26 protein-coding genes, 1 tRNA gene, 2 pseudogenes and 1 riboswitch are annotated in these 23,713 nt (G+C 65.0%); of the genes and pseudogenes, 15 read left to right on the forward strand and 14 right to left on the reverse strand.

Features of this window, described 5'->3' with window-relative positions:
* Positions 1 to 18 precede the first annotated feature (18 nt).
* The 9 genes from rpe to AC1AZA_RS01590 all read left to right on the forward strand — a co-directional run bounded on the left by rpe (position 19) and on the right by AC1AZA_RS01590 (position 5,794).
* Positions 19 to 684: a ribulose-phosphate 3-epimerase gene (gene rpe, locus AC1AZA_RS01550; RefSeq protein WP_476512988.1), complete on the forward strand. Its 666-nt coding sequence runs from the start codon at positions 19 to 21 to the stop codon at positions 682 to 684.
* Between the two features lie 54 nt (positions 685 to 738).
* Positions 739 to 1,002, forward strand: a complete 264-nt coding sequence (locus AC1AZA_RS01555; RefSeq protein ID WP_476512989.1) for a phosphoribosyl-ATP diphosphatase — start codon at positions 739 to 741, stop codon at positions 1,000 to 1,002.
* A gap of 28 nt (positions 1,003 to 1,030) precedes the next feature.
* Positions 1,031 to 1,882: an ATP phosphoribosyltransferase gene (gene hisG, locus AC1AZA_RS01560; protein ID WP_476512990.1), complete on the forward strand. Its 852-nt coding sequence runs from the start codon at positions 1,031 to 1,033 to the stop codon at positions 1,880 to 1,882.
* 64 nt (positions 1,883 to 1,946) lie between these two features.
* Positions 1,947 to 2,555 (forward strand): CDP-alcohol phosphatidyltransferase family protein, encoded by a 609-nt coding sequence (locus AC1AZA_RS01565; RefSeq protein ID WP_476513155.1) that lies wholly within the window; start codon positions 1,947 to 1,949, stop codon positions 2,553 to 2,555.
* Positions 2,552 to 3,502: a DUF881 domain-containing protein gene (locus AC1AZA_RS01570; protein ID WP_476512991.1), complete on the forward strand. Its 951-nt coding sequence runs from the start codon at positions 2,552 to 2,554 to the stop codon at positions 3,500 to 3,502. The genes AC1AZA_RS01565 and AC1AZA_RS01570 overlap by 4 nt, the downstream gene beginning before the upstream one ends.
* Entirely contained in the window at positions 3,503 to 3,835 is a 333-nt protein-coding gene (locus tag AC1AZA_RS01575; protein ID WP_152349406.1) for a small basic family protein, read from the forward strand.
* A 15-nt stretch (positions 3,836 to 3,850) separates the two neighbouring features.
* Positions 3,851 to 4,678: a DUF881 domain-containing protein gene (locus AC1AZA_RS01580; protein ID WP_476513156.1), complete on the forward strand. Its 828-nt coding sequence runs from the start codon at positions 3,851 to 3,853 to the stop codon at positions 4,676 to 4,678.
* A 5-nt stretch (positions 4,679 to 4,683) separates the two neighbouring features.
* Positions 4,684 to 5,133: an FHA domain-containing protein gene (locus AC1AZA_RS01585; RefSeq protein WP_476512992.1), complete on the forward strand. Its 450-nt coding sequence runs from the start codon at positions 4,684 to 4,686 to the stop codon at positions 5,131 to 5,133.
* A 31-nt stretch (positions 5,134 to 5,164) separates the two neighbouring features.
* Entirely contained in the window at positions 5,165 to 5,794 is a 630-nt protein-coding gene (locus tag AC1AZA_RS01590) for a MerR family transcriptional regulator (protein ID WP_476512993.1), read from the forward strand.
* Between the two features lie 62 nt (positions 5,795 to 5,856).
* Here AC1AZA_RS01590 and AC1AZA_RS01595 read toward each other — a convergent pair whose 3' ends face one another.
* The 10 genes and pseudogenes from AC1AZA_RS01595 to AC1AZA_RS01640 all read right to left on the reverse strand — a co-directional run bounded on the left by AC1AZA_RS01595 (position 5,857) and on the right by AC1AZA_RS01640 (position 16,026).
* Entirely contained in the window at positions 5,857 to 6,045 is a 189-nt protein-coding gene (locus AC1AZA_RS01595) for a hypothetical protein (protein ID WP_476512994.1), read from the reverse strand.
* Positions 6,042 to 6,491 carry a DUF3592 domain-containing protein gene (locus AC1AZA_RS01600; protein WP_476512995.1) on the reverse strand — a complete coding sequence of 150 codons (450 nt, stop codon included), beginning with the start codon at positions 6,489 to 6,491 and terminating at the stop codon, positions 6,042 to 6,044. Before AC1AZA_RS01600 ends, AC1AZA_RS01595 begins: the two co-directional genes overlap by 4 nt.
* A 108-nt stretch (positions 6,492 to 6,599) precedes the next feature.
* Positions 6,600 to 7,316, reverse strand: coding sequence for an HAD hydrolase-like protein (locus tag AC1AZA_RS01605; RefSeq protein WP_476512996.1), 717 nt, complete (start codon positions 7,314 to 7,316; stop codon positions 6,600 to 6,602).
* A gap of 123 nt (positions 7,317 to 7,439) precedes the next feature.
* The gene (locus AC1AZA_RS01610) at positions 7,440 to 7,787 is read right to left on the reverse strand and encodes an RNA polymerase-binding protein RbpA (RefSeq protein WP_476512997.1); all 348 of its coding nucleotides are present in this window, start codon (positions 7,785 to 7,787) and stop codon (positions 7,440 to 7,442) included.
* 90 nt (positions 7,788 to 7,877) lie between these two features.
* Complete coding sequence (locus AC1AZA_RS01615; protein ID WP_476512998.1) at positions 7,878 to 10,481, reverse strand: DEAD/DEAH box helicase; 2,604 nt, start codon at positions 10,479 to 10,481, stop codon at positions 7,878 to 7,880.
* A gap of 8 nt (positions 10,482 to 10,489) precedes the next feature.
* Positions 10,490 to 10,801 carry a hypothetical protein gene (locus AC1AZA_RS01620; RefSeq protein ID WP_476512999.1) on the reverse strand — a complete coding sequence of 104 codons (312 nt, stop codon included), beginning with the start codon at positions 10,799 to 10,801 and terminating at the stop codon, positions 10,490 to 10,492.
* A 9-nt stretch (positions 10,802 to 10,810) separates the two neighbouring features.
* Positions 10,811 to 11,173, reverse strand: a pseudogene (locus tag AC1AZA_RS01625) (WYL domain-containing protein); the annotation flags it as partial.
* A 60-nt stretch (positions 11,174 to 11,233) separates the two neighbouring features.
* Positions 11,234 to 12,688, reverse strand: a pseudogene (locus AC1AZA_RS01630) (WYL domain-containing transcriptional factor); the annotation flags it as partial.
* A gap of 170 nt (positions 12,689 to 12,858) precedes the next feature.
* On the reverse strand, positions 12,859 to 14,295 hold the full coding sequence (locus AC1AZA_RS01635; RefSeq protein ID WP_476513000.1) for a UTP--glucose-1-phosphate uridylyltransferase: 1,437 nt from the start codon (positions 14,293 to 14,295) through the stop codon (positions 12,859 to 12,861).
* A 213-nt stretch (positions 14,296 to 14,508) separates the two neighbouring features.
* Positions 14,509 to 16,026, reverse strand: a complete 1,518-nt coding sequence (locus AC1AZA_RS01640; RefSeq protein WP_476513157.1) for an amino acid permease — start codon at positions 16,024 to 16,026, stop codon at positions 14,509 to 14,511.
* A gap of 174 nt (positions 16,027 to 16,200) precedes the next feature.
* Here AC1AZA_RS01640 and AC1AZA_RS01645 point away from each other — a divergent pair, with 174 nt between their 5' ends.
* Entirely contained in the window at positions 16,201 to 16,485 is a 285-nt protein-coding gene (locus AC1AZA_RS01645) for a helix-turn-helix transcriptional regulator (protein ID WP_476513001.1), read from the forward strand.
* Positions 16,486 to 16,556: 71 nt separating this feature from the next.
* Here AC1AZA_RS01645 and AC1AZA_RS01650 read toward each other — a convergent pair whose 3' ends face one another.
* Positions 16,557 to 16,871 (reverse strand): DMT family transporter, encoded by a 315-nt coding sequence (locus AC1AZA_RS01650; RefSeq protein WP_476513002.1) that lies wholly within the window; start codon positions 16,869 to 16,871, stop codon positions 16,557 to 16,559.
* A gap of 21 nt (positions 16,872 to 16,892) precedes the next feature.
* Positions 16,893 to 16,952, reverse strand: a riboswitch (guanidine-III (ykkC-III) riboswitch).
* A 408-nt stretch (positions 16,953 to 17,360) separates the two neighbouring features.
* Here AC1AZA_RS01650 and AC1AZA_RS01655 point away from each other — a divergent pair.
* Both AC1AZA_RS01655 and AC1AZA_RS01660 read left to right on the forward strand, forming a co-directional pair.
* Positions 17,361 to 17,777, forward strand: a complete 417-nt coding sequence (locus AC1AZA_RS01655; RefSeq protein ID WP_476513003.1) for a helix-turn-helix domain-containing protein — start codon at positions 17,361 to 17,363, stop codon at positions 17,775 to 17,777.
* A gap of 14 nt (positions 17,778 to 17,791) precedes the next feature.
* On the forward strand, positions 17,792 to 18,352 hold the full coding sequence (locus AC1AZA_RS01660; RefSeq protein ID WP_476513004.1) for a PIN domain-containing protein: 561 nt from the start codon (positions 17,792 to 17,794) through the stop codon (positions 18,350 to 18,352).
* Between the two features lie 427 nt (positions 18,353 to 18,779).
* Here AC1AZA_RS01660 and AC1AZA_RS01665 read toward each other — a convergent pair whose 3' ends face one another.
* The 3 genes from AC1AZA_RS01665 to AC1AZA_RS01675 all read right to left on the reverse strand — a co-directional run bounded on the left by AC1AZA_RS01665 (position 18,780) and on the right by AC1AZA_RS01675 (position 19,531).
* Positions 18,780 to 19,040, reverse strand: a complete 261-nt coding sequence (locus tag AC1AZA_RS01665) for a type II toxin-antitoxin system RelE/ParE family toxin (protein ID WP_476513005.1) — start codon at positions 19,038 to 19,040, stop codon at positions 18,780 to 18,782.
* 3 nt (positions 19,041 to 19,043) lie between these two features.
* The gene (locus AC1AZA_RS01670; protein WP_476513006.1) at positions 19,044 to 19,313 is read right to left on the reverse strand and encodes a type II toxin-antitoxin system RelB/DinJ family antitoxin; all 270 of its coding nucleotides are present in this window, start codon (positions 19,311 to 19,313) and stop codon (positions 19,044 to 19,046) included.
* Positions 19,314 to 19,457: 144 nt separating this feature from the next.
* Positions 19,458 to 19,531, reverse strand: a tRNA-Pro gene (locus tag AC1AZA_RS01675).
* Between the two features lie 258 nt (positions 19,532 to 19,789).
* Between AC1AZA_RS01675 and AC1AZA_RS01680 the strand changes: the two genes are divergently transcribed.
* The 3 genes from AC1AZA_RS01680 (at position 19,790) to AC1AZA_RS01690 (ending at position 23,710) form a co-directional block, all read left to right on the forward strand.
* On the forward strand, positions 19,790 to 22,696 hold the full coding sequence (locus AC1AZA_RS01680; RefSeq protein WP_476513007.1) for a CAP domain-containing protein: 2,907 nt from the start codon (positions 19,790 to 19,792) through the stop codon (positions 22,694 to 22,696).
* 170 nt (positions 22,697 to 22,866) lie between these two features.
* Positions 22,867 to 23,205, forward strand: a complete 339-nt coding sequence (locus AC1AZA_RS01685) for a DMT family transporter (RefSeq protein WP_476513008.1) — start codon at positions 22,867 to 22,869, stop codon at positions 23,203 to 23,205.
* Between the two features lie 187 nt (positions 23,206 to 23,392).
* Positions 23,393 to 23,710: a hypothetical protein gene (locus tag AC1AZA_RS01690; protein WP_476513009.1), complete on the forward strand. Its 318-nt coding sequence runs from the start codon at positions 23,393 to 23,395 to the stop codon at positions 23,708 to 23,710.
* The last annotated feature ends 3 nt before the right edge of the window (positions 23,711 to 23,713 follow it).

The raw sequence follows: 23,713 nt of genomic DNA on the forward strand, positions 1-23,713 counted from the left end.
ACCATAGAATGAGGAGCCATGAGCATTCAAATCGCACCCAGCATCCTGTCCGCTGACTTCTGCAACCTCGAACGCGACCTCAAGGCCATCGCCAACGCCGATCTGGTGCACGTTGACGTGATGGACCATCACTTCGTGCCGAACCTCACGCTCGGCGAGCCGATCGTCAAGCGCATCTGCGAGGTCACGGACCTTCCGGTGGACGTCCACCTCATGATCGAGGATCCGGACCGCTGGGCCCCCGAGTTCGCCAAGTGCGGCGCCAGCTCCGTCACCTTCCACATGGGCGCCACCCACGCTCCGGTGCGTCTGGCCCGTCAGCTGCGCGACATGGGCGTGAAGGCCTGTTTCGCCGTGCGCCCCGCCGAGCCGGTCGAACCGCTCTTCGACATTCTCGACGAGTTCGACATGGTCCTCGTCATGACCGTGGAGCCCGGCTTCGGCGGACAGAAGTTCCTCGGCAACCAGATGAACAAGGTGCGCCGCCTGCGTGACGAGATCACCCGCCGCGGGCTTGCCACCCACATTCAGGTGGATGGCGGCGTGAGCCCCAAGACCGCGCACATCGTGGCCGAGGCCGGCGCGGACGTGCTCGTGGCCGGTTCGGCCGTGTATGGGGCCGAGAACCCCGCCGAGGCCATCGACAGCATCCGCGAGCAGGCCGAGGCCGCGTTCCGCGCCTGAACCGGAACCAGAGTGGCACCACAATTTCGAACAAGAAAGCAGAACAACACACCCATGAAGACGTTTGAATCGCTGTATGCCGAACTGAGCGAAAAGGCCAAGACCCGTCCCGAGGGTTCCCTGACGGTGGAGGAGCTGGACAAGGGCACGCATTTCATCGGCAAGAAGATCGTCGAGGAGGCGGGGGAGACCTGGATCGCCTCCGAATACGAGGGCAACGAGCGCATGGCCGAGGAGATGAGCCAGCTGCTCTACCACGTGCAGGTCATGATGGTCAAGCACGGCATCTCGCTCGAGGACGTGTACAAGTACCTGTAACCCACGCACAACACAAGGGGGAATCCACATGCTTCGCATCGCAGTGCCCAACAAGGGCATGCTGTCCGAACCCGCATGGAACATGCTGTCCGAAGCGGGGTACCGTCTGAGGACCAATCCGCGCCAGCTCGTGGTGCAGGATCCGGACAACGACATCGAGCTGTTCTACCTGCGCCCGCTGGACATCGCCGTGTACGTCGGCACCGGCACGATCGACGTGGGCATCACCGGCGAGGATCTGCTGAGGAATTCCGGCACGCCGGCGCTCGAACACCTGCCGCTCGGCTTCGGGGCCTCCACGTTCCGCTTCGCCGCGCCGAACGATTCGCCCATCAGCCGCCTCGAGGACATTGAGGGCAAGCGCGTGGCCACCACGTTTGACAAGCTCGTCCAGGACTACCTCGCCGAACATGGCATCCACGCCGAAACCATCCATCTGGACGGCGCCGTGGAATCCTCCGTGCAGCTGGGCGTGGCCGACCTCATCGCCGATGTGGTCTCCACCGGCACCACGCTGCGCAACGCGGGTCTGCGCATCTTCGCCGATCCGCTCATGCATTCTGAGGCGTGCCTCATCCGCTCGCCGCGCGTGGCCGCCGACGATCCCCGTCTCGTGGTGCTGTCCCGCCGCCTGCAGGGCGTGCTCACGGCCCATCAGTACGTGCTCATGGACTACGACATTCCGGTGGACAAGGTCTCGGCCGCCGTGGCCGTCACCCCCGGCTTCGAAAGCCCCACCATCTCTCCGTTGCACGACAAGCAGTGGAACGCCGTGCGCGTCATGGTGCCCAAGAAGAAGGTCAACCAGCTCATGGACGACCTGTATGAAGTCGGTGCGCGCGGCATCATCGTCACGGCGCTGCAGGCGTCGCGCATCTGAGGGCGTCAGGCAGGCGCTGAAGGAATCGATCGGCAATCGGGACGGCGAAGGAGGCCAGATGGGTGTGACGGCACATCGGACGGATACGGCGTACAGCCCCGAGGCGCGTGACCTCATCTGGACCGTGCCGAACGCGATCAGCCTGCTGCGCATCGTCTCCATTCCCGTGTTCGCCGTGCTGGTCGGCCATAGGCAGATGGCGTGGGCGCTCGTGGTCCTTGCCATCAGCGCCCTGTCGGACGGGCTGGACGGTACGCTCGCCCGCAAGTTCAATCAGGTAAGCAAGCTCGGCCAGATCCTCGACCCGGTAGCCGACCGTCTGCTCATCTTCTGCTCAGTGGTGGCGCTCGGCGTGGCCGGCGTCATTCCCTGGTGGGTGCTCATCATCGTCGGCGCGCGAGACCTCGTCATGGCCATCGAAATCCTGCTGCTTGCCCAGCACGGCTACGGCCCGCTGCCGGTGCACTTCGTGGGCAAGGCGGGCACGGCCATGCTCATGATGACCATCCCCGCGTTCATCATCGCGGAGATGTGGACCGGGCCGTTGACCTTGGGCCTGCACCTCATCTGCATGGCCGGCATGATCTGGGGCGTGGTGCTCTACTGGATGGCCGGGCTGCTGTACCTCAGGCAGGGCTATGAGCTCATCCACGGGGAGCGTGAACCGCGGTGAGCGAGACCTTGCCGGTCTCCGTGCCGGTACCGCCGGATGCCGTGCCGGTGCGGCGGCGGTCGGTCTTCTCCCAAGGCGCCCTGCAGCTGCGCATCCGCCATGCCGAAGGACCGCTTGGCATCCGCGCGCAGAACGCCACCCGCCGGCGCAGGCTTGCGGACGAGTCGCTGCGGCTCATCGACGACCTGACCAACCGGCCCATGGACTCCCTGTATGCCGATTCCCTGCTCGACCAGCGCCGGCGTTCCGCCCTGTCCGTCTGGTCCACGCGCGTGGTGGTGTTCCTCATCTGCGTGGCCGTGGGCGTCAGCGGCTCGGTGGTGGTCCAGCGACTGCACGCCGACCCGCGCAAGCAGCAGCGCGACTGGTACGTCAGCCGCATCGAGGAGGCATCCGGCCGGTCCGACCAGCTCACCCGCGAACTCAACGACCTGCGCGGGCAGATCACCACGCTGAGCGATCAGGTGGGCGCCGACGCCGCGGACGACCAGCTCTCGCAAGACGAGATGGTCATCGGAGGTACGGCCGTCGAAGGGCCGGGTGTGCAGATCACGCTCACCGACCCGCTCGCCGCCTCCTCCAACGGGGGCGCGACCGCGCAGATCCGCGTCGTGACCGACAGCGACCTGCAGTGGTACGTCTCCCAGCTGTGGGCCGCCGGGGCGGAGGCCATCGCCGTCAACGGCTGCCGTCTCGGCGTGCAGACCTCCATCCGCAAGGCCGGCCAGACCATTCTCGTGGATCTGACGAAGATCCAGAGTCCCTACGTGATTCAGGCGATCGGGGACTCGTCCAAGCTCAAGGCGGCCGTCAGCCCGTCCGGCGCGGGCGCGGTCAACGAGCAGCTGGGAAACGCGGGCATCCATCCGCAGGTTTCCGCGCAGAAGACCATTAGACTGGAAGCGGCGGAATCGAAGAACCTCTCGTATGCAAGGAGCGTCGAATAAATGGCAGCGGTCCTGGGACTCATCATCGGCGTGGTGACCGGCATCTTCCTGCAGCCGGACATTCCGATCGTGCTGCAGCCGTACCTGCCGATCATGGTCGTGGCCGCCCTTGACGCGCTGCTCGGCGCGGCGCGCGCCTACTTCGAGCGCAGCTTCTCCGACAAGGTGTTCGTCATCTCGTTCTTCTCCAACGTGATCACCGCCACGCTGCTCGTGTTCCTCGGCAACCAGCTCGGCGTCGGCTCGCAGCTGACCACCGCCGTCATCGTGGTCATGGGCATCCGCATCTTCTCCAACGTGTCCGCCATCCGTCGCTTCATCTTCAGGGGCTGACGGCTCATGGCACGCATGGAACACGCCGGGCGCAGCGGCAAGGATCCGCAGACCACGCTGCACCGCCAGCATCGCCGGGACCGGGCGAACGACGAGATCGCCACCGGATCCTTCCCGGTGGTGCGCCGCAAGCCGGCCAAGCGCAATCTGGACCGCAACGCCACGCGCAACCGCATCCTCACCAGCGCGCTCGTGATGGTGCTGTGCGCCCTGCTGGGCTACGGCTACATGGTGCAGGTGCACAACACGCAGTCGTCCTACGAGTCCATGACCGAGGACGAGCTGCGCCGCCTGTTCACCGAAACCAGCTCGCAGGTCAGCAAGCTCGAGGACCGCAAGACCCAGCTCACCCAGCAGCTCAACTCCATCAAGGCCGCCGCGGACAAGCAGGAGCAGGCGCGGCTCATCGCCGAGCAGAACGAGCAGACCAGCGGCATCCTTTCCGGCCGTCTGCCCGCCCAGGGCAAGGGCATCACGATCACCATCTCCGAGCGGGCCGCGCATCCGATCGACGCGGCCACCATGTTCCACCTCATCGAGGAACTGAGGAACGCCGGGGCGGAGGTCATCGAATTCGACGGCGTGCGCGTGGTCACGTCCACGGCCATCCAGCGCGTGAACGGCAATCTGGTGTGCGACGGCACCGTACTCACCAGCCCGTACGTCGTCAAGGCCATCGGCGACCCGTCCACGCTGCAGGGGGCGGTGGACATCGCCGGGGGAGTGGGCTCCGATCTCAAGCTCGACTTCGGCGCCTCGGTCAACGTGCAGCAGGCCGACAAGATAACCATCGAAACGGTGCGACAAGCTCAAGCCAATAAGTACGCAAAGACTGTAGAATAGCAATTATGACTGATCCGATCCCTACCGCAGGCGAAACCACCATCATCGGTCTGCCTGCCATCACCATTCCGATTACCACCACCGCGGACCGTCCGCTCACCCAGGAGGATCTCGACACGATCGCCCGGCTGGCCGACGGCACGGCGCTGCTCATCTCGACGCGCGGTGCGGTGACCGGTTCGCGCTACCTGCTCGACGAGGACGAGGTGAGCGTGGGCCGCGACCCGAGCGCGGACATCCTGCTCGACGATTCGACCGTGTCCCGTGCGCACGCCGTGTTCCGCCGTATCAACGGCGCGTGGCACGTGGTGGACGCGGGCAGCCTCAACGGCACGTACGTGAACCGCCAGCGCCGCGACGACGCCGAACTGCACAACGGCGACGAGATTCAGATCGGCAAGTTCCGTCTCGTGTTCTTCACCAAGTCGGCCGTGATCCGCGAACCGCGGGCCTGAGCGGGTCGGAAACGACCGGGACGGGGGAGTGATGACCGAGCTCACGTTGCGCCGAAGGCCCGCCGATGGCGGCATGGTGCAGGGTGAGCTGTTCGCCACCGCGGACGAGGAGGAATTCACCCGGGGCTATCGGGGGACAGTCGCCTCCAAGGTGGCCGGCATCACCTACCGTCAGCTCGACTACTGGGCGCGCAAGCAGATCGTCGAGCCATCCATCAAATCCTCGCACGGGTCCGGCTCGCGCCGCCTGTACTCGTTCAAGGACGTGGTGATCCTCGCCGTCTCCAAGCGTCTGCTGGATGCCGGCGTCAATCTGCAGAACGTCACCGCGGCCATCGGGTTTCTCACGCAGCGCACCAGTGCACAGCTGGAGAACATCACCATCATGTGCGACGGCGACAAGGTGCACGAATGCACCACGAACGAACAGGTCATCGCCCTGGTGCGTAGCGGCAAGGCCGTGTTCGGTGTGTCGGTCGGCTCGCTGTGGCATCAGATCGACGAGGCGCTGGAGCACGAGGACTACGTGGACCTGACCGCCATATCCGCCGGTGGTTCCAAGGGTCTGGGCCGGCCGATCGACGATCTTACCGCCGCGCGCCTGCGCATGAAGCTCGAGGCACGCAAGGCCGAGCGCGCCCGCGAGGCGGAAATCCGATAATGTACGTTATGTCAGATTGGATGGGGAGGTTGAGCCCAGCCAGCTTATAGCTGCCACTGTCGCTACTCCGCCACTGTCGCAGTTGCCGCCTGGCTCTCCTCTTTGGTGCATGCCCGATCGAAAATACGGGCTGAACGTAACGCTTTCTGCTGTTCTAAGCGCGAATCTATCGCCCCAGCGATCATTTGACGCTTAGAATTGCAGATTTCGAGATATTCAGCCCGTATTTCGAACGAGTTCAGTGCGGTCACGCTGCCATGAATGCCGCGGTCATCGAAGCGGCGCCTATCGCAAAGCAGACCACGCCGATCGCGGCTATGCTTGTCAGGCCGGAAGTGTCATGATCGGTGTCGACGGTGAGCCGCGAGCGGTCAGGCTTCATCGGATCGTATTCGACGGTCAGGCGGTCACCCATGTGGAACCGGTCCTTGTCCCCCGTTGTCTTCGTGTTCACGGTGAATGTTTCGCCGTCGACCTCGTACGTGACCTCGAAATACCAGGAATGGCTCGTTGAATCGCTGTCATCGTCGTCCGACGTGATGACCCGTTCGCTCACGATGCCTTCCGCGGATGAGGTGCATCGCTCGTCCATCAGCCGTTCGTGGCGCATGCCGAAAATCCCGATCGCGGCAAAGATGGCGCCGACGAGCGCGAACGGCAGGCCGAACATGAAAAAATTGATATCGAATTGCGGCATGCGGTCCCCCTTGCCCCGTGCGTCGTCCTACCCTCCCATTGTCGCACATGCGCATGGCAAGGTATGGCAATGGAAGCGTCGGCGGGAACGGGGACGCGGGGGCAAGCCTCAGTGCGAGGCGAAGTACCGGTTGACGGCGTCCTCGATCTGGTCCACGCGCTCGATGATCTCGTAGGCGCCGTGTTCCTCCATCTCGCCGGCGGGTGCGTAGCCCCAGCGGCATCCGATGGTGTCAAGTCCGCAGGCGCGCGCCCCGTCGATGTCCGTGTACCGGTCGCCGACCATGAGGGCCCTGTCCCCCGCCGCCGGGTCGAATCCGATGTGCTCGAAGCAGTACCGGATCACCTGATCCTTGTTGAGGCGCGAATTGTCCGTGCTGGCGCCGTAGATGCCGTCGAGCATGCCGGTCAGGTGGAAGTGCTCGCAGATCGGCACGCACTGGAACTCCGGCTTGCAGCTGGCCAACGCCAGATAGTAGCCGTCCGCGCGCAGGCGTTCAAGCTGCTCGGGAATGCCCGGGAACACCACGTTGACGAGCTGGCCGGGAACCTTGGCGCCAGGCTCGTTGGGATCGTCGAACGCGGGACGCTCGTTGTAGTAGCTGCGGTAGATGGCGATGGCATGGTCCATGCGGTCCGCCGGCACATGGTTGCGAGCCAGCGATTCGCTGATGGCCGGACCGATGAACCGGTGCAGTTCGGCGTCGTCCGGCACGGGCATGCCGAGCTCCTCGAAGGTCTTGACGACGCTTTGGATGATGCCGCCGTCGGATTTGGTCAACGTGCCGTCCAGATCAAGCAGGACAACCTTCATGGGATGGGCCATTGTGCTTCTCTCTCCAATGCCAGGGTTGCAACGCCAAGGTGGCGAGTTCCGGATATTATTATGCCCGGTCACAACGACCGGGCATGGGGAACGCGGGCATATGCCGCGCGCGTGTCGCTTTCGTCACTCGTAGTCGGGAATCCAGCCGTCGCGGTGCATCTGCAGACGCTTGTCGAGCAGGGCCTTGAGCTCGTCAATGCTGCGGCGCTCGAGCAGCATGTCCCAATGCGTGCGGGTGGGCTTGGCGATCTCGTTGGCTTCGGCGTCCTCGTCGCCCTCGCGGTGCGCGATCGCGCCACAGCGGCACTCCCACTCGTCCGGGATCTCGGCGCCCTCGGCGAACGGCAGGATGGTACGGTGACCCTTCGGGCACACGTACGCCACGTCCGTCCTTGCAGCAAAATCCACGTTGTCGTCGGATTCCAGCGACTTCGCGCCGATGCTCATTCCCCTCAGGGAGCGTTCCGCCATGTTGCCTCCTTCAAAACAGCCTTTCCAGTTTACCCAACCACGGGGACGACGGGATTATTCCCGCCGCTCGCCGCACGTGCCGGCCCGTCCTCAGTCGATGCCCGAGTACGCCACGATGCCGCGGTTGATGGCCTCGTACGCCTGTCTGGCCGTATGGGCGAGTCTCTTGCCGCGCTCCCCCAGGAACGTGCCGGTCTGCGCCACCTGCTGCAGCACGTCCGCAAGCCGTTTGGCGTTGCGCACGAAGTCGCCGCCGGTCAGATCCGAGTCGCGCAGCACGTCGGACAGGTCCCGGTCGCCGGCCCACGCGTAGATCACGTCGCAGATGCCGAAGTCCAACTTGGGTGGGTCGTCCAGACCGTTGTCCTCGCACAGGGCGGTGATCCGCGAACGCAGCACGCCCAGCTCCCGGGCCGCGTTGAGGACCGCGCCCTTCGCGCCGCCGGGGTAGTGTCTGGGTTCGCCGCCCATGCCCCTGCGCGCCTCATACACGATGCCGGAGAGCACGGATGCCAAGGCTTCGGGACTGAGGTCGTCGAGCACGCCGGCCTCCAGTGCCTCGGCGAGCACCAGATCCTGCTCGCTGTAGATGCGTCGCAGGAGCTGGCCGCGTTCGGTGAGCCGGTAGTCGGTGCGTGTGCCGCCGTACGGGTCCGTCGTGTCGTGGCGTTCCAGATAGCCGAGCTGGCTGAGCAGTTCGCAGATGCGGTCGAACTGCCGTGCCACGGAGCCGGTGCGCGAATCGTAGCGGTTGCGCACGCGTTCGAGCTCGTGCATCTCGCGCGCCCACCGGTGTCCCCACTTGAGGTGCTGGGCCAGGTCCGGGCAGTCGCGGCACGGATGCTCCTGCTCGCGCCGCTTGAGGTCCGCTATGCGCTCGTCGAGCCCCTTCCATGCGGCCTTGCGCGCGGCCTCGGAGGAGAACACGGCGTGCTTGAGCTTGCGCCGCTCCCCCTTCTGCAGGTCGGACAGCCGCATGCGGATGGTCATGAATTCGCGGAAGTCGCCGTGCTGGCAGACGAAGGCCTTCTCATAGCCGTCGAGCGCCCGCTTGAGCATGTCCATCTGTTCCTCGAGCTGCGTGGCGGATTCGTTGGCCTCCCACTGGGCGAACGAGTGGTCGAGCGTGATGCGCGCGGTGGCGTAGTCGCTGGCGTTGAGCAGGTTGACGGCCATGTTGAACGTGGGGCGGAAGCTCGAGTGCAGCGGGTAGACGCGCTTGCTGGACAGCGCCGCGGCGGTCTGCGGCAGGAATCCGGCGTGGTCCACCACTATGGCGTGCCCGATCGGGTCGATGCCGCGGCGCCCCGCGCGTCCCGTCAGCTGGGTGAACTCCCCCGGCGTCAGGCTCACGTGCCCGGTGCCGTCGAACTTCTCCAGCTTCTCCACCACCACGCAGCGCGCCGGCATGTTGATGCCGAGTGCCAGCGTTTCCGTGGCGAACACCATCTTGACGAGACCCTCCTCGAACAAGCGTTCGACGATTTGCCGGAACAGGGCGACCATGCCGGCGTGGTGCGCGGCGAAACCCTCCTCGAGCGCGAACCGGAACTGGCTGAAACGCAGGGTCTTGAGGTCCGCGGCGGAAAGCTGGCCTTCGATCATCTCGTCCACGATGCGCCGGATGCGTCTGGCCTCCTCGTCGCTGGTCAGTTCAAGCCCAGCGTTGATGCACTGGTCCACGGCCTGGTCGCACCCGTTGCGCGAGAAGATGAAGTAGATGCCCGGCAGCATGCCGAGGTAGTTGAGCTCGTCCACCACGGCCCAGCGACGCGGCGTGTGACGCATGGGCTTGCCGTCGCGGCCGGCCACGCGTTCGCGGCCCACCTTCTTGGTGCCGTGGGCATGTTTGCCCGCCCCGGCGCGGCGTGCGGCCTGCCGGTCGAGCTGGCTGAGACGCAGCACGAGCTCCTGATTGAGCTGCGTGGTCTGTTCGCCATCCGAGCCCCGCCGGTACAGGTCGATGACCTCCGGCTCGCTGCGGTCGTCCGCCTGCACGAGCACATGCTGCTCGAGCGGCACCGGGCGGCGTTCGGAGACGACCAGTTTGGTGCCGCCCCTGACCGAGGAGATCCATGCGGAGAAGTCCTCCACGTTGGAGACCGTGGCGGACAGGCCGACCACCTTGACCGACTGCGGCAGGTGGATGATGACCTCCTCCCATACCGGCCCGCGGAACCGGTCGGCCAGGTAGTGCACCTCGTCGAGGATCACGTAGCGCAGCGCGGTGAGCGTGGAGGAGCGCTCGTAGAGCATGTTGCGCAGCACCTCGGTGGTCATCACCACAATGTCCGCCTCGGAGTTGATGGAGTTGTCCCCGGTGAGCAGGCCCACGCGATCCTCGCCGTACACGGCGGCCAGATCGTGGTACTTCTGGTTGCTCAGTGCCTTGATGGGCGTGGTGTAGAACGCCTTGACGTTGCGTTCGCTGGCGAGGAACATCGCGAAGTCGGCCACGACGGTCTTGCCCGCTCCGGTAGGGGCCGCCACGAGAACGTTGTCGCCGCCCTCGAGCGCGTCGATGGCCTCGCGCTGAAAGTCGTCCAGCGGGAAGCTCAGCGTGCGCTCAAACCGTGCCGCCGCGGTGGAGGCACGGCGCTGGCGGGTCTTGAACGCCGCATAGCGTGCCGCCGCGGACGCGGGCGCGGCAGCGGATTGCTCGGTGTTGCGGTTGCGATGGTGATGTGCTGGCATGGGGATCCCTATTCCGCCCAGCGCCTCCAGACGTCGGCGTGGCGGTCTTCCTTTCTGGCTTTGCGGCTCAGCAGTGCGGCGTGCGCGGCTATGTAGCGTTCGAGCGGCCCCCGCAGCGGCTCGGCGAACGACGGCGTCTGTGCGTCCTCGTTCCCATCCGCGTGCAGCTCGCCCAAGGCGGACAACGGTCCGGAGACCTTCTCCCCCACGTCCCCCAGCGTGCGCAGTGCGGCGATGGCCCGCAGGATCGCATACGCGATGCCCGCAATGAGCATGGCGAGCATGAACAGGGCGAGCAGGAGCCAAATCCACCACGGCATAGCAGCCTCCTACGCCTCGGCCTTCGCGCCCAGGGAGCGTTCGCGCTCGGCACGGGTCACGATCATGGAGCGCAGCGTGGCGGGTGCCACGGCGACGATGTGACGGGCGTGGGCGATGCAGAACGCCACGAACCACGAGTCGGAGGAGACGGTCACGCTCACCTTTTCGCCGGTGCCGTACGGTTCCACGCTGGCGCCGGGCAGGTTCTTGATGAACGGCAGGTCCGGCTGGTCGGTGATGAACGCTGCCGCGGTGCCGTTGTCGAAGCTCCACTTGCGCAGTTCGCCCACCGGCACGTCCGGCACGTCCACCGGCTGCTCCGGCTTGACGATGTCCGCATGCTCCACGCGTGACAGGCGCAGCACCTGCCAGTGCGTGCAGTCGCTGCCGTCCTGTGCCTTCGCGATTCGTTTCTTGGCGTCCACGGCGGTCCATACGGCCACGTAGTACAGGCCCTCGTCCACGAAGATCTTCGCGGGTGCCACGAGCTTGCTGCGGGTGCGGCCGGCGCCGTCCGTGTATTCCATGTCGATCAGGTCGCCGTCGTTGATGGCGCGACGCACCACGGCGAAGCTGTTCGGTTCGAGTTCGTAGCCGGTCAGGGACAGCCACGGGGTTTCGCCCGCCTTGACGTGCGGACGCAGCCGCTGGTAGAGCGACTGGGCCTGATCGCGCGACTGTTCGGGCAGCAACGGCGAATGGGCGAGGTAGCTCACCGATGCGGTCAGCAGGCTCAGGTACTGCGGGGAGATGCCCGCCAGGCGTTCCAGCCCCAGTGAATTCGTGGCGGAGACGATGCCCTCCGCGTCCAGCAGCGACCAGTCGATGTCGAAGAACTGGCTGCCGGCCATTTCGCCGTCGTCGGAGACGGTGGTGAGCGTGTTGATGTCCTTGTGGATCACCGCGACGGACTTCTTGAGCTCATCCTCGGTGCGCGGTCGGCCGATGAACCGTTCCGCCAGCTCGGCCAGCGAGTACTCCTCGCCCAGATGGGCGGACAGGAACAGCATGAGGCGCAGGCGGCGGTCCACTTCGGAACCGGTCTGGAACGAGCCGGACTTCTTGTGCGGCTTGGCGTGCTCCTCCGCAGCAGGGTCCTGCTTGACCAGCGGCGGGGACACCACGGTGGCGGCCGACTCTCCCTTGGCGGTGTCCGTGAGCTCACGGAAGTCCACCGCCGCGTTGAGCCTGCGGTGGAAGGCCTCGACGGCCTCCTTGGGGCTGATGATCGAGGCACCCGGATGCTCGAGCACGTACATGGCCAGATCGTCCGTGTCCCGGTAGGCCACGTTGATGTGTTCGCCGTCCACGTCCACGGTGGCGGCGAAGCGGCGCGAGTCCACGACCTTCATGAGCTGGGCGGGAATGGTCTGCGTGCCCAGTCCCGGCGCGATGGAATCGAGGCCTAGGCCCGGAATGGGGGTCTGCGGCACGCGCGGGGCCGTGCGGGAGGTCTGCTGGTGCTGCTCCTCCTCGGAGGACTGGGACATGGAGATGGAGCGTGCCAGATAGTTCGCGGCGGCGAGCACCGGCAGGTCCTCCTGCTCGAAGTGCAGGCGCACGCGCGGTTCGTCGCCGAGCTGGAGGCGGTAGGAAGCGAAGTCCTGCCCCTCGGACTTCGAGGAGTATTCGGGCTGGCGCGATTCGATGGCGATGCCCATGGCGGCCAGCTTGGCGCGGTCACGCTGGAATTGCTTGGCGAACGCGGCCTTGGCGGCCTGGTCGGCCAGCTCGCCATACGAATCGGCGTAGGCCTTCACGCGCTGTGCTATCTGCCGGGACGTGAGCCATTGCGGGAATGCCGATGACAGTACGGCCAGCACATCCAATTCGTGCTTTCCCCACTTGTCGGAGAAACGCCGCCTGCCATTCGTACCTTCTGCCATCGGTCCTCACGTCTCGTTAGTATGTCGTTCAACCGTGCGTTGCCGCACACTTCACCCCATTGTAAGGGCTTTTTGCGTGAACATCGCGCTTTTCGTCAAAATACGTGCGCAACATGCCGGGGGTTTCCGTCGTTGGCGAAATCCCCGGCATGTTGCGCACGGTCATCGGGTCAGACCACCCAGTCGTCCGGCTCCACGCCCTGCGGACCCACGAACTCGCCGTTCGGCACGTAGGACGGCTCGTCGCTGTCTTCCAGAACCGCGTCGGAGAACATCTTCACGTTCTGGCCGAAGGTCCAGTCGCCGCGGATGGTGACCGACTTGGCGGCGGCCAGGGACGGCACGTTGTACGGGAAGCGCTCGTTGAAGTCGTTGATGTTCTTGTAGTAGCGCGGGTCCAGATCCACGTTCGGGAAGATGTAGTTGCCGTCCTCCATCTCGTAGGAGTCCGTCAGGTGGAAGCGGTCGGAGCGCATGAGGAACAGGTCGTTCGTGGTCTTGACCGGCAGGAAGCGCATGCGGTCCACCTGCACGCAGGTGGCGCCTTCGAACAGGCCGATCGCCGCGCCCATGGCGGTCTCCAGCTGGATCACCTTTTCGGTGGAGGAATCCGTGGGGTCCACGGTCTTCTTGTTGCGGATCACCGGCAGCGGCAGCACGCCGTTGCACTCGGCGAGCTTGGCCTTGAGGGCGTCCACGCGGATCCAGATGGAGTTGGTGTTGAAGTACGGGTGCTTGGCGATGTTCTGGGCGTCGGCCTTGTCGTCGTCGTGCACCTGGCTCATCTCGCGCAGCATGAGGTTGCCGGTCTTGCGGTCGCGCACGATGTGCCCGCCCTTGCGATCGGCCTCGGTGCGCACGGCCACCTCCGCCATGAACGGGGCGCCGGTGTCCTCGAAGTACTGGGCCAGGGTGCGCGAGGGGCGTGCGCCCAGATTGTCCGAGTTGGAGATGAACAGGTACTTGTAGCCGCGTTCCTCGAGCCTGTCGAGCAGGCCGGACTCCCAGATGGTGGAGTACAGGTCGCCGTGTCCCGGCGGGCACCATTCGAGGTCGGGGTTGGCGGGGAAGGACGCCGGCTTGCCGGTCGCCGCGTCGATCTTCGGCTCGGCGTGCTGGATGATCTCCAGCGGGATGCCCTCCTGATGGAACTTGCGGTTGTGCTTGACCACCTTCATGGAGTCCTCCGAGGTGCGGAAGGAGTTCATGAGCGTCAGCGGCAGGTCCACGCCCAGACGCGTGCGGGCGGTGATCACCTGACCGAGGATGATGTCCAGGAAGCGCATCGGCTTGGCCTTGTGGCGGCGCACGGGCAGCAGCGACTTGGCGCAGTGCAGTCCCATGGAGGTACCCAGGCCGCCGTTGAGCTTGAGGAATGCGGTCTTGGCGAACGCCTCCACGGCCTTGTCGTGGTCGATGGTCTTGTACACGTCGTGGAAGCTGGGCACGTTGGTGAGCGGCTCGACGTCCGCTTCGCGGATCCAGCTCGAGGCCTCCTCGTTCTGCCAGACGCGGTACAGGTGTTCGAATTGTGCGATGGACAGTTCGCTCATGTTGTGGTCGCGCATCTTCTGCGCGCACGATGCGAACGGATCGGCGGTGGTCATTGGGCCCCTTTCGATTGGTGTTCGGCAATGGTCCCCAGTGTACTCGCGTACCGGCGCACCCCCTTGAAACCCCGGGAAGAATTCGTGAACGCGAGGTAAAGAACGCCCCCAGACGGGCGGGAAGACCCGTTCGGGGGCGAAATGTCACAGAACGGCACCGAGATGCACCGAATCGATCATCCCGGATGTTCGTTTCGGTGCGATCGGTGATCGTCAGTGTTCCACGGCGCCGGCCGCCGGCGTGTCGAGCTCTCCGGTGCCGAGTCGCGCGTGGCGGTAGCCGTAGCCGAAGTACACGGCGAAGCCCACCACGAGCCACACCACGAAGCGGACCCATGTGAGCACGCTCAGGTTGAGCATGAGCCACAGGTTGGCGGCCGCGATGAGGATCGGCACCCACGGGTTGCCGGGCATCTTGAATGCGCGTGGCAGCTCCGGGCGCTTGGCGCGCATGATCGGCACGGACAGGGCCACCAGCGTGAACGCGGACAGCGTGCCGATGTTCACCATGTCGGACAGCACGCCGATATCGAAGAACGCGGCCACGAGGGCCACTACCACGCCCACCGCGATCTGCAGCATGGCAGGCGTGCCGTGGCGTCCGGTCTTCGACAGCCCGCGCGGCAGCAGACCGTCGCGGCTCATGGCGAACACCACGCGCGTGAGTCCCAGCAGCAGCACCATCACCACGGTGGCCAGGCCGAGCACGATGCCGAAGCTGATGATCTTCGCCGCCCAGTTCGCGCCCACCAGCTCGAACGCGGTGGCCAGCGAGGGGCTGTCCTGCGCGGCCAGATCCTTGTAGGAGACCATGCCGGTGGTCACGATGGCCACGAGCATGTACATCACGATGATCAGCGCCATGCCCACGCCGATGCCCAGTGGCACGTTGCGCTTGGGGTTGACGGTCTCCTCGGAGGCGGTGGCCACCACGTCGAAGCCGATGAACGCGAAGAACACGAGCGCCGCGCCGGACAGGATGCCAGGCACGCCGTAGATGGTGGGCGTCATGCCGGTGACGAATTGCCACAACGGCTGCGTCATCTCGTCCGTGACGGCGGACACCGTGCCGTTCACCGCGGACGCGGGCTCGCTCGGCGGCACGAACGGCGTGTAGTTGGAGGCCTTCACGTAGAAGAAGCCCACGATCACCACGAAGAACACGATGGCGATCTTGAGGACCGTCATGGCGCCGTCCACGCGGGCGCCGATCTTGGTGCCGAACACGAGCAGCGTGGTGAAGAACGCCACGATGATGATCGGCGCAATGTCCACATGGAAGCCGCCGAGCGAGAGGTTCGTGTTGGCATTCCAGCCCATGAGCCGCATGAAGTCGTTGAGGTACACGCCCCAGTACTTGGAGATGACGGAGCCGGCCATGAGCATTTCCAGGATGAGGTCCCAGCCGATGATCCACGCCATGATCTCGCCCACCGTGGTGTACGTGAACGTGTACGCGGAGCCGGCCACCGGGATCATGGAGGCGAACTCGGCGTAGCACATCACCGCGGCGCCGCACACCACTCCGGCGATGAGGAAGCTGATGATCACCGCAGGACCCGCATGGTAGGCCGCCGCCTGCGCGCCCACCGAGAAGATGCCCGCGCCCACGGCCACGGCCACGCCCATGATGGACAGATCCCACCAGGTGAGGTTACGTTTGAGCGAACGGCCCTCCTCCCCCGTTTCGGCTATGGTCTGTTCGACCGATTTGGTGCGGAATATGTGCATGGACATTCGCTGCCCTCCTGTCTCTGCGTTGCGGCTCCTGCGGATTGGTCCTGCTCAACCATAGACGGCGTATATTACGCCACGCCAGCCGTGCGAGGCAATCCGTCCGGCGCGGTTTGCTGTACGATGCGTCTCGTGAAGCAGCCTCACGGCCGGCCTGAAAGGAATGCGGACATGACCGACGCAAGTGCACCCGAGAACCCCGGGGTAACGCCCGGAACGAAGCCGGACGCCCGGCCGGACAGGCCGCGCGTCTACCCCGAGGTCGGTGCGGCGCTGCTCAGGGCGCGGCGGGAGTGCGGGATGACGCAGCAGCAGCTGGCGGATGCGACCGGCGTTTCGCGCATCACCATCCAGCGCATCGAGCAGGCGCACATCAACCCGTCGTTCAAGACGCTGGAGGCGCTCGCGCACGGCATGGGCCGCACGCTCACCGTCAGCTTCGACGGGAAGGACTGAGGCCGCCGTACCGGGGCCATGTTTTTCGGACGCCGGGTCCCGCGCCCAAGTCGGGCACCCCTTCCCCGCCGTCAGTCGACGATCTTCAAACCTGCGATGCAGGCGATCAGTCCGCAGATAAGCAGGATGCGCAGCGGCGACGGGGCTTCCTCGCCGCTGACCATGCCGTAGGCCGCGGTGATCGACGCGCCGATGCCGACCCAGATGGCGTATGACGTGCCGATGGGGATGTGCTTCATCGCGTATGCCAGGCCACCCATGCTGGCGACGAGGCCGGCCGCGAACACTACGGTGGGAACGATTTTGGAGAATCCCTCGGAACGGTCCAGGGCGATCGCCCACACGGATTCGCATAGACCGGAAAGAATGAGAACGAGCCAAGCCATGGCCATCACGCTCCTCATGTGCATGGCAAGTCTTGTCAATCCGGGTACTTGTCCATCGTCCGGGAGTCGTTGCGGCTCTGCCGGATAGGGTAGCACATCATGGCCGGTGTTTGGGATCGGGCAGCGGCACGGGCATGCAGTTTGTGTGCGAACCGTGATTGCCGGTGCCATCCGTGGCCGAACGCGCATTCGACTGCCGCGGGGCCTGTCGGGCGTGCGATGTTGTTCGATCGGTCCAACCTATGCCGCCTGTGATGCAGGTTGGACCGATTGTGCGAAAAAACGGCCGTTTTCGGGCCCGAAAATCGCATGATCGGTCCAACCTGCGAATCCGGGCCCGCAGGTTGGACCGATCATGCAACCAGCGGCGAACCGCCGGCCGTCTTCGGCGCGCTTTCGTTGATTCAGCGCAGCAATCAGTTTTGCAGTCATTCTGGACTATTGTCAGTTTTGTCAGGAATTGTTAGAATGGTGTAAGTGCAAGGAGGAATGATGACTGCCGTACTTGAGATGCCTCAATCCAGGGGAACAATGGTTCTGCATGGCGATAGAGCGCTTGTCGATGCCGATGGTGGCGTGGTGGAGCTGAGCGCCGAAGCGTATGAGGCGGCGTTGAACGCTGCGCTCGGCGTGATGGGGCGTCGTCGCATGATCACGACCGGTGAGGCTGCGAAACTGCTGAACTGCTCGGCTCGCACTGTGGCTCGAATCCTCGATTCCGGGCAGCTCCCGTTCTCCCGCAACGGTGCCACAGGCCGCCGCATGGTGGATGTGGCCGACGTGATGGACTATCAGGGGCGTGAACGCGAGCGGATGGAGCGGTCGCTGTCGTCCATGCGCCGCGCGGCCGCTGAGATGGGGCTGTACGACGAGGATGATGCGGCCTACGTTGCCGATTTTGATTGACAAGAGGCTTTGATATGGCGAAACCCGTCGTTTTGCTTGATGCGAACATTTTCCCGGCGGTGTGGCTGCTTGACATCATGCTCACGCTGGACGAGAGGCAAGTGATCGATGCCGTGTGGTCCGAGCGCATCCTGAAGGAGGCCCGGCATGCGCTCGTCGAACGTCGTGGGCGCACGCCAGAACAGGCGGATCGTTTGCTGTCGTTCATCACGCCGATGAATCCCACCCATTGCGTGTATGGCTGGAGTCGGCTTGAGTCGACGCTTGAACTGCCGGATCCTGATGACCGGCATGTTCTTGCCGCTGCTTTGGTGGCTGATGCCGATTACATCGTTACGTACAATCTTAGGGACTTCCCGGAAGCAGGCCTTGAACGATATGCGGTGAAAGCTGTTCACCCTGACGAGTTCCTGAGCTTGGCGTTGACATATGATCAGGAAGGTGTTGTGGACGCTATGAAAGGCGTTGTCGCCAGCAAGGATAATCCGCCGCGAACCATGAAAGAGGAGTTGGAGCATCTCCGCAAACTGCGTCTCGACAGATTCGTCGAAGGCTTAGAACAGGCGATGCAATAAGTGCTATAGCCATACGTGATCATCCCAGGCGACGAGCCGTGTTGGAGGCTGCCATGCACAGACAGTCACCTGAGCTCGCGCCTCGACTGCGCGTCTTGCGTCTACCAGAACCGCTGCGGTGTTTTTGATGGTGGCCGTCTCACTGCAGTGGGCGGGGCGGACAGTCATCGATGCCCGTCCGGTGTTATCCGTGGCCGAACGCGTATTCGACTGCCGCGGGGCCTGTCGGGCGTGCGATGTTGTTCGATCGGTCCAACCTATGACGCCTGTGATGCAGGTTGGACCGATTGTGCGAAAAAACGGCCGTTTTCGGGCCCGAAAATCGCATGATCGGTCCAACCTGCGAATCCGGGCCCGCAGGTTGGACCGATCATGCAACCAGCGTCGAACCGCCGACTGTTCGTGATGCCCACCCTATTGAGAGCGATTATTTGCCTAGCAACTCGTCACGGCTGCCGGTACGCATGAACACGGCGGTGCCGTCGTCGCGTATCCATAGGAGCAGCCAATCGCCGGCATTGCCGATGTGACATTCCAACACTCCGGACAGCTCACCGGTGAGTATGTGGGCTCGATGCCGGCGCCGCAGGGTTTCCTTGGATTGCACGGTATCCTCAAGCACCAGCCGTATGACCTCCTTGAGCGGGATGTCTCGCTGGAATGCCGCGGTGTAGTCCGGTTTGAGCATGCGTCAGATTCCCAGGGAGTCGAACATCCCGTCGGCGTCGTCGAACCGCGGTTTGCCGCCGGCGAGCCGGTTCTTCGCCTCGTTGAGCGCCTGCATGGTCTCGGCCGGTATGGTCGTGTAGGAAAGGTTGAGCGGAATGCGCTTCTCGCGCACGATCTGTCTGTAGAACGCCCTGGTGACCGACGACAGGTCCAGGCCGAAATCCTCGGCGATGGATGAGGCCTTCTGTTTGGTGTCCTCATCCACTCGGACGGTGACCGATGACATGCTCATCACATACCTCCTTAAGCCTTACGTAAGACAACAGTATGTGTTTGTAAGTCGATAGTCAATACTCGTGCCGATGCGAATTGTCCCGAACATGGAGCCACAGAATACAAAAACCCGCGGAATCGTTGAAATTCCGCGGGTTATCCGTCGGGCCAGCGGGATTTGAACCCGCGACCCCTTGACCCCCAGTCAAGTGCGCTACCAAGCTGCGCTATGGCCCGATCGTTGCCTGATCACTCGGAGGCAACGAGGAGATAATTTAGCATAGGGCGGCCTGATCGCATAATCCCAGCGTGTCGCAGTGTTTCGCCGGTTGCCGGGTTGTTCCACGGCCTTGCGGGGTATCCATATCGTGAAATACGGCATTGCGGAGGGGATGTCTAGAGTCCCCCCTTCCGAATAATGTCAAATCCGTGAAGATTGCGCCGCCACGTTGATGTAGCGACGCGTCCAATGCATCTCTGGAGAGGAGAATCACCATGACCAAAGGTAGGCACGCAGCGAAGCGTGAATCACGGCGTATGGCACCGGTCGCCGTCGCCGCTACGGTTGCGGCCGCGACCCTGATGGGCGGCGGCACGGGCGCGATGGCTGCTGACAACTTGAGTGCCAACGCGAAGGCTGACTTGGAGGTCCAGACCGCGGTCGAGAAGGCGGACGGGGCCACCCCGGCAGCGCAGGCCGAGGCCAAGGCCAAGGTCGACGAGGCGAAGAAGGCAGCGGACGCGGCGAAGGCAGCGGTCGAGGCGGCCAGGAAGACCCAGACCGACAAGCAGGCCGCGGCCGACAAGGCCGGCAAGGACCTCGACGCGGCGAAGAAGCCCGCGCAGGACGCGAAGACCAACCTGGACAAGGCGCAGGACAACCTCGACAAGGCCGAACAGGCCCTCAAGGACGCCAACGACGCGGTCACCGGCCAGAAGCAGACCGTGAAGAACGCCGAGACGGACAAGGCCAAGGCAGACAAGACGGCCGCCGACGCCCAGCAGAAGGCCGAGCAGGCCGCCAAGGACACCGCCGCCAAGCAGGAGAAGTCCGACCGCAACGACTACGACCGGCTCGACAGGGACCTCAAGGACGCGACCGACGGCAAGACGGCCGCGGAGAAGACGGAGGCGGACGCCGCCGCGAAGAAGGACGCGACCGCGAAGACGGAAGAGGACGCCAAGCAGGCGAAGGCGGACGCCGACCGGCTGCTCGCCGACTCGAAGGATCCCGCCAAGGTCCAGGCCGCCAAGGACGCCGCCGCGAAGGCCGAACAGGCCGCGAAGGACGCGCAGGCGAAGGCCGAGAAGGCCGGCGCGGACGCGAAGGACGCGCAGGCGAAGGCCGAGCAGGCCGCGAAGGCGACCGACCAGAGCCGCAAGGCCGCGGACGCGGCCAAGGCGGACAACGACAGGGCCCAGGCCGCGCTCAAGGCCGCGCAGGCGGACAAGGCCGCGAAGGATCAGGCCGTCGCCAAGGCGCAGACCGAGCTGAACACCGCCTCCGGCAAGGCCGCGCAGGCCGAACGCGACGCGAAGGCCGCCAAGGCGGACGCGGCCGCGAAGGCGAAGGCCCAGAAGGACGCGCAGGCCAGGCTCGACGAGCTGACCCGCCAGCTCAACGACGCGAAGACCCTCGCGAGCCAGAAGAGCACGGGCGCGGCCGGCTACTTCAAGACCGTGAACGCCACCGACGCGTACCGTATCCTGACCGACAGGACCGCGAACGAACTGGTCAAGTACGTCAACCTCGGCGACGCGAACGACGCGACCAGCCTGGACAACATGCTCAAGGCCCTCGAGTTCATCAAGGAATGCAACCAGCTGCGCCGCGACAACGGCCTGCCGGAGCTCAAGGTCACCGACTCCCTGACCGCACTGGCCATGACCATCACCGACTACAACAAGGCGAACGGAAGCCTCAACCATGTGTGGCCCTTCGGCGAGAACATCGCGGTCGGCTACCCGGACCCGTTCAAGGGCTGGTACGACCAGGAGAAGGCCGTGTACGACCGGTACATCAAGCAGGGCCTGACCCCGCAGCAGATCGAGGAGCAGCACTACGGCGAGGTCGGCCACTACCTGAACATCCTGAACAAGGACTTCAAGTACACGGGATTCGGCTGGGCCGAAGGCTGGGCCACCCAGGACTTCGGATCCTACGCCGGCGAGCTCGCCGGCAACATCGACGTGAGCAAGAACCAGCAGGACGTGGACTCCGTCATCGGCAAGGTGAAGGCGTACAAGGCGAAGCTGGACAACGCGTCCAACCAGATCGCGAGCCTGAACAAGCAGATCGAGTCCGCCCGACAGGCCCTCGAGAAGGCGAAGCAGGCCGCCGCGTCCAGCCAGCAGGCGTACGAGGCGAAGCAGGCCGCACAGCAGAGCGCCCTGGCCGCGCAGCAGGCCGCGCAGCGCAACCTGACCGCCGCGCAGAACGCCGTCAAGCCCGCCGGCGAGAAGGTCCAGGCCGCCCGGCAGACCGCCGAGCGGACCGCGGCCGCGTACGCGACCGCCGCGAAGGACCTGGCCGCCAAGCGGAACGCCGAGACCCAGGCCCGCACCGCGAAGACCGCCGCCGACCAGCGTCTCGCCGCGGCGAAGGCCGACCAGGCCGCCGCCGACAGGACGAAGGCGGACACCGCGCAGCACGTCAGGGACCTCGCCAACGCGCAGACCATCCAGCAGAACGCCGCCAAGGCGTACGACGAGGCGAAGGCCGCCGCCGACAATGCTGCCGCGGACTACGACGCGAAGCACAAGGCCGCCGAGACCGCGCGCGGCGCGTACGAGCAGGCCAAGAGCGCGTACGACGCCGCGCAGAAGGACCTCAACGCCCTGACGGACGCGAAGGCCATCCAGGCGAAGGCCGAACGCGACGCCGCCGCGGCGAAGCAGGACGCCGAGACCAAGGCCAAGGCCCTCACGGACGCGAGGAACAAGCTCGCCCAGCTCGAACGCGACGCGAAGACCGCCCAGGACGCGGTCACGGACGCGAAGGAGAACGTTGCCACGCTCAACGCCGTCTACCAGCAGACCGTGAAGGACACGCAGCCCGCGGTCGACAAGGCCCAGCAGGCGTACGACAAGGCCAAGGCCGAACTCGACGCCGCCACCGCCGACACGGCCGCGAAGCAGACCGCGTACGACCAGGCCGTCAAGGCCCAGTCGGACGCCGAGGCCAGGCTCAAGTCGCTGCAGGACGCGCAGGCCAAGGCCGACCAGGCCCAGCAGCTCGTGGACCAGGCCCTCGACAGGCAGTCCGGCACGGTACAGTCCGACGGGGCCGCGAAGAAGCTCGCCTCCACGGGCGCGAGCACCGCACTGCCCCTGACCCTGCTCGCCTGCACCCTGGCAGCCGGCCTGTGCACCAGCGCACTGGCACGCCGCCGCAACGATTAGCCGTCGAGGGGTGGATCGTCAACCGGTCCGAACGCCATGGCGGGGTCTGTCTTCGAGCGCATTGCAGCAAGTGACTCGACAACAGACCCCGCCGCTTTGCCGGGCCCATGTCCGGCGCGGTCTGCTATGTTGTGGCTGTTTTGCAGCCGTATCGCAGGGAGGAGACGGGCATGGCGTGGACGTGGCTGATGCTATTCGGGGCCATTTTCTGCGAGGTGGCGGCCACGTTGTCGCTGCGCGCCTCGGAGGGGTTCAGCAGACTCGCGTGGGCGGTGCCGGTGGTGCTGGGCTACGGTGTCTGCTTCTTCCTGCTCGCAAAGGTGCTGGACCGCGGCATGCCGACCGCACTGGCCTACGGCGTGTGGTCGTGCGTCGGCATCATCGCCACCGCGATCATTGCCCACTTCGCCTTCCGTGACCCTTTGAACTGGCGCATGTGGCTGGGCATGGCGATCATGATCGCCGGCATCGTCGTGCTGCAGTGGGGAAGCCACACGGCCGTCCAGTGATTTCAAGCCTTGAGGAAGGCGTGTTCGCCGTTGTCCCCGCGTGCCTCTGAGGATGCCCGCCACACGCTCGCCATAGATCCACGACTCATTTGCGCGTACGTACGCGAGTCCTGTCGTTTCTCTCTGCTACTCCAGGGACTACGCGGTTCGCAAGGGGCGAATCGCCTGCACGAAAGGTGATGTCCCCATGGACGATGCCGCCAAGGAGCTCATGCACGAGGTCACCGGGTACATCGTCGGCTACTGGCAGGATGCCGCGGAAGGGCATCCGTACCACGCGATGCATCATGCCGGTTGCACGGCCCGTGACATGGCCTGCTCATACATGGCCGAGCGGTACGAGGACTGGCTGAAGGACATGGCGTGGACGAAACCGGACAGACTGGAGCGCCTTGCCAGACTGGGCGAGGGTGACACCCCCGTGGAGGCGGCCATGGACGCGTGCGATAGGATGTTCGCGCTCATCTGGCCGCATGCGGCGGGCGACAAGCCGGACTATCCGTGATTC

The organism is Bifidobacterium sp. LH_389, assembly GCF_056357235.1.

Bases quoted from the DNA above. Each gene is read 5' to 3' on its own strand.
- AC1AZA_RS01685 (WP_476513008.1), top strand. From the start codon at position 22,867: ATGGCGTGGACGTGGCTGATGCTATTCGGGGCCATTTTCTGCGAGGTG.
- AC1AZA_RS01605 (WP_476512996.1), bottom strand. From the start codon at position 7,316: ATGGCCCATCCCATGAAGGTTGTCCTGCTTGATCTGGACGGCACGTTG.
- rpe (WP_476512988.1), top strand. From the start codon at position 19: ATGAGCATTCAAATCGCACCCAGCATCCTGTCCGCTGACTTCTGCAAC.
- AC1AZA_RS01665 (WP_476513005.1), bottom strand. From the start codon at position 19,040: ATGCTCAAACCGGACTACACCGCGGCATTCCAGCGAGACATCCCGCTC.
- AC1AZA_RS01600 (WP_476512995.1), bottom strand. From the start codon at position 6,491: ATGCCGCAATTCGATATCAATTTTTTCATGTTCGGCCTGCCGTTCGCG.
- AC1AZA_RS01680 (WP_476513007.1), top strand. From the start codon at position 19,790: ATGACCAAAGGTAGGCACGCAGCGAAGCGTGAATCACGGCGTATGGCA.
- AC1AZA_RS01635 (WP_476513000.1), bottom strand. From the start codon at position 14,295: ATGACCACCGCCGATCCGTTCGCATCGTGCGCGCAGAAGATGCGCGAC.
- AC1AZA_RS01655 (WP_476513003.1), top strand. From the start codon at position 17,361: ATGATGACTGCCGTACTTGAGATGCCTCAATCCAGGGGAACAATGGTT.
- hisG (WP_476512990.1), top strand. From the start codon at position 1,031: ATGCTTCGCATCGCAGTGCCCAACAAGGGCATGCTGTCCGAACCCGCA.
- AC1AZA_RS01590 (WP_476512993.1), top strand. From the start codon at position 5,165: ATGACCGAGCTCACGTTGCGCCGAAGGCCCGCCGATGGCGGCATGGTG.
- AC1AZA_RS01650 (WP_476513002.1), bottom strand. From the start codon at position 16,871: ATGGCTTGGCTCGTTCTCATTCTTTCCGGTCTATGCGAATCCGTGTGG.
- AC1AZA_RS01575 (WP_152349406.1), top strand. From the start codon at position 3,503: ATGGCAGCGGTCCTGGGACTCATCATCGGCGTGGTGACCGGCATCTTC.
- AC1AZA_RS01585 (WP_476512992.1), top strand. From the start codon at position 4,684: ATGACTGATCCGATCCCTACCGCAGGCGAAACCACCATCATCGGTCTG.
- AC1AZA_RS01645 (WP_476513001.1), top strand. From the start codon at position 16,201: ATGACCGACGCAAGTGCACCCGAGAACCCCGGGGTAACGCCCGGAACG.
- AC1AZA_RS01660 (WP_476513004.1), top strand. From the start codon at position 17,792: ATGGCGAAACCCGTCGTTTTGCTTGATGCGAACATTTTCCCGGCGGTG.
- AC1AZA_RS01615 (WP_476512998.1), bottom strand. From the start codon at position 10,481: ATGCCAGCACATCACCATCGCAACCGCAACACCGAGCAATCCGCTGCC.
- AC1AZA_RS01690 (WP_476513009.1), top strand. From the start codon at position 23,393: ATGGACGATGCCGCCAAGGAGCTCATGCACGAGGTCACCGGGTACATC.
- AC1AZA_RS01580 (WP_476513156.1), top strand. From the start codon at position 3,851: ATGGAACACGCCGGGCGCAGCGGCAAGGATCCGCAGACCACGCTGCAC.
- AC1AZA_RS01670 (WP_476513006.1), bottom strand. From the start codon at position 19,313: ATGAGCATGTCATCGGTCACCGTCCGAGTGGATGAGGACACCAAACAG.
- AC1AZA_RS01610 (WP_476512997.1), bottom strand. From the start codon at position 7,787: ATGGCGGAACGCTCCCTGAGGGGAATGAGCATCGGCGCGAAGTCGCTG.
- AC1AZA_RS01555 (WP_476512989.1), top strand. From the start codon at position 739: ATGAAGACGTTTGAATCGCTGTATGCCGAACTGAGCGAAAAGGCCAAG.
- AC1AZA_RS01620 (WP_476512999.1), bottom strand. From the start codon at position 10,801: ATGCCGTGGTGGATTTGGCTCCTGCTCGCCCTGTTCATGCTCGCCATG.
- AC1AZA_RS01640 (WP_476513157.1), bottom strand. From the start codon at position 16,026: ATGCACATATTCCGCACCAAATCGGTCGAACAGACCATAGCCGAAACG.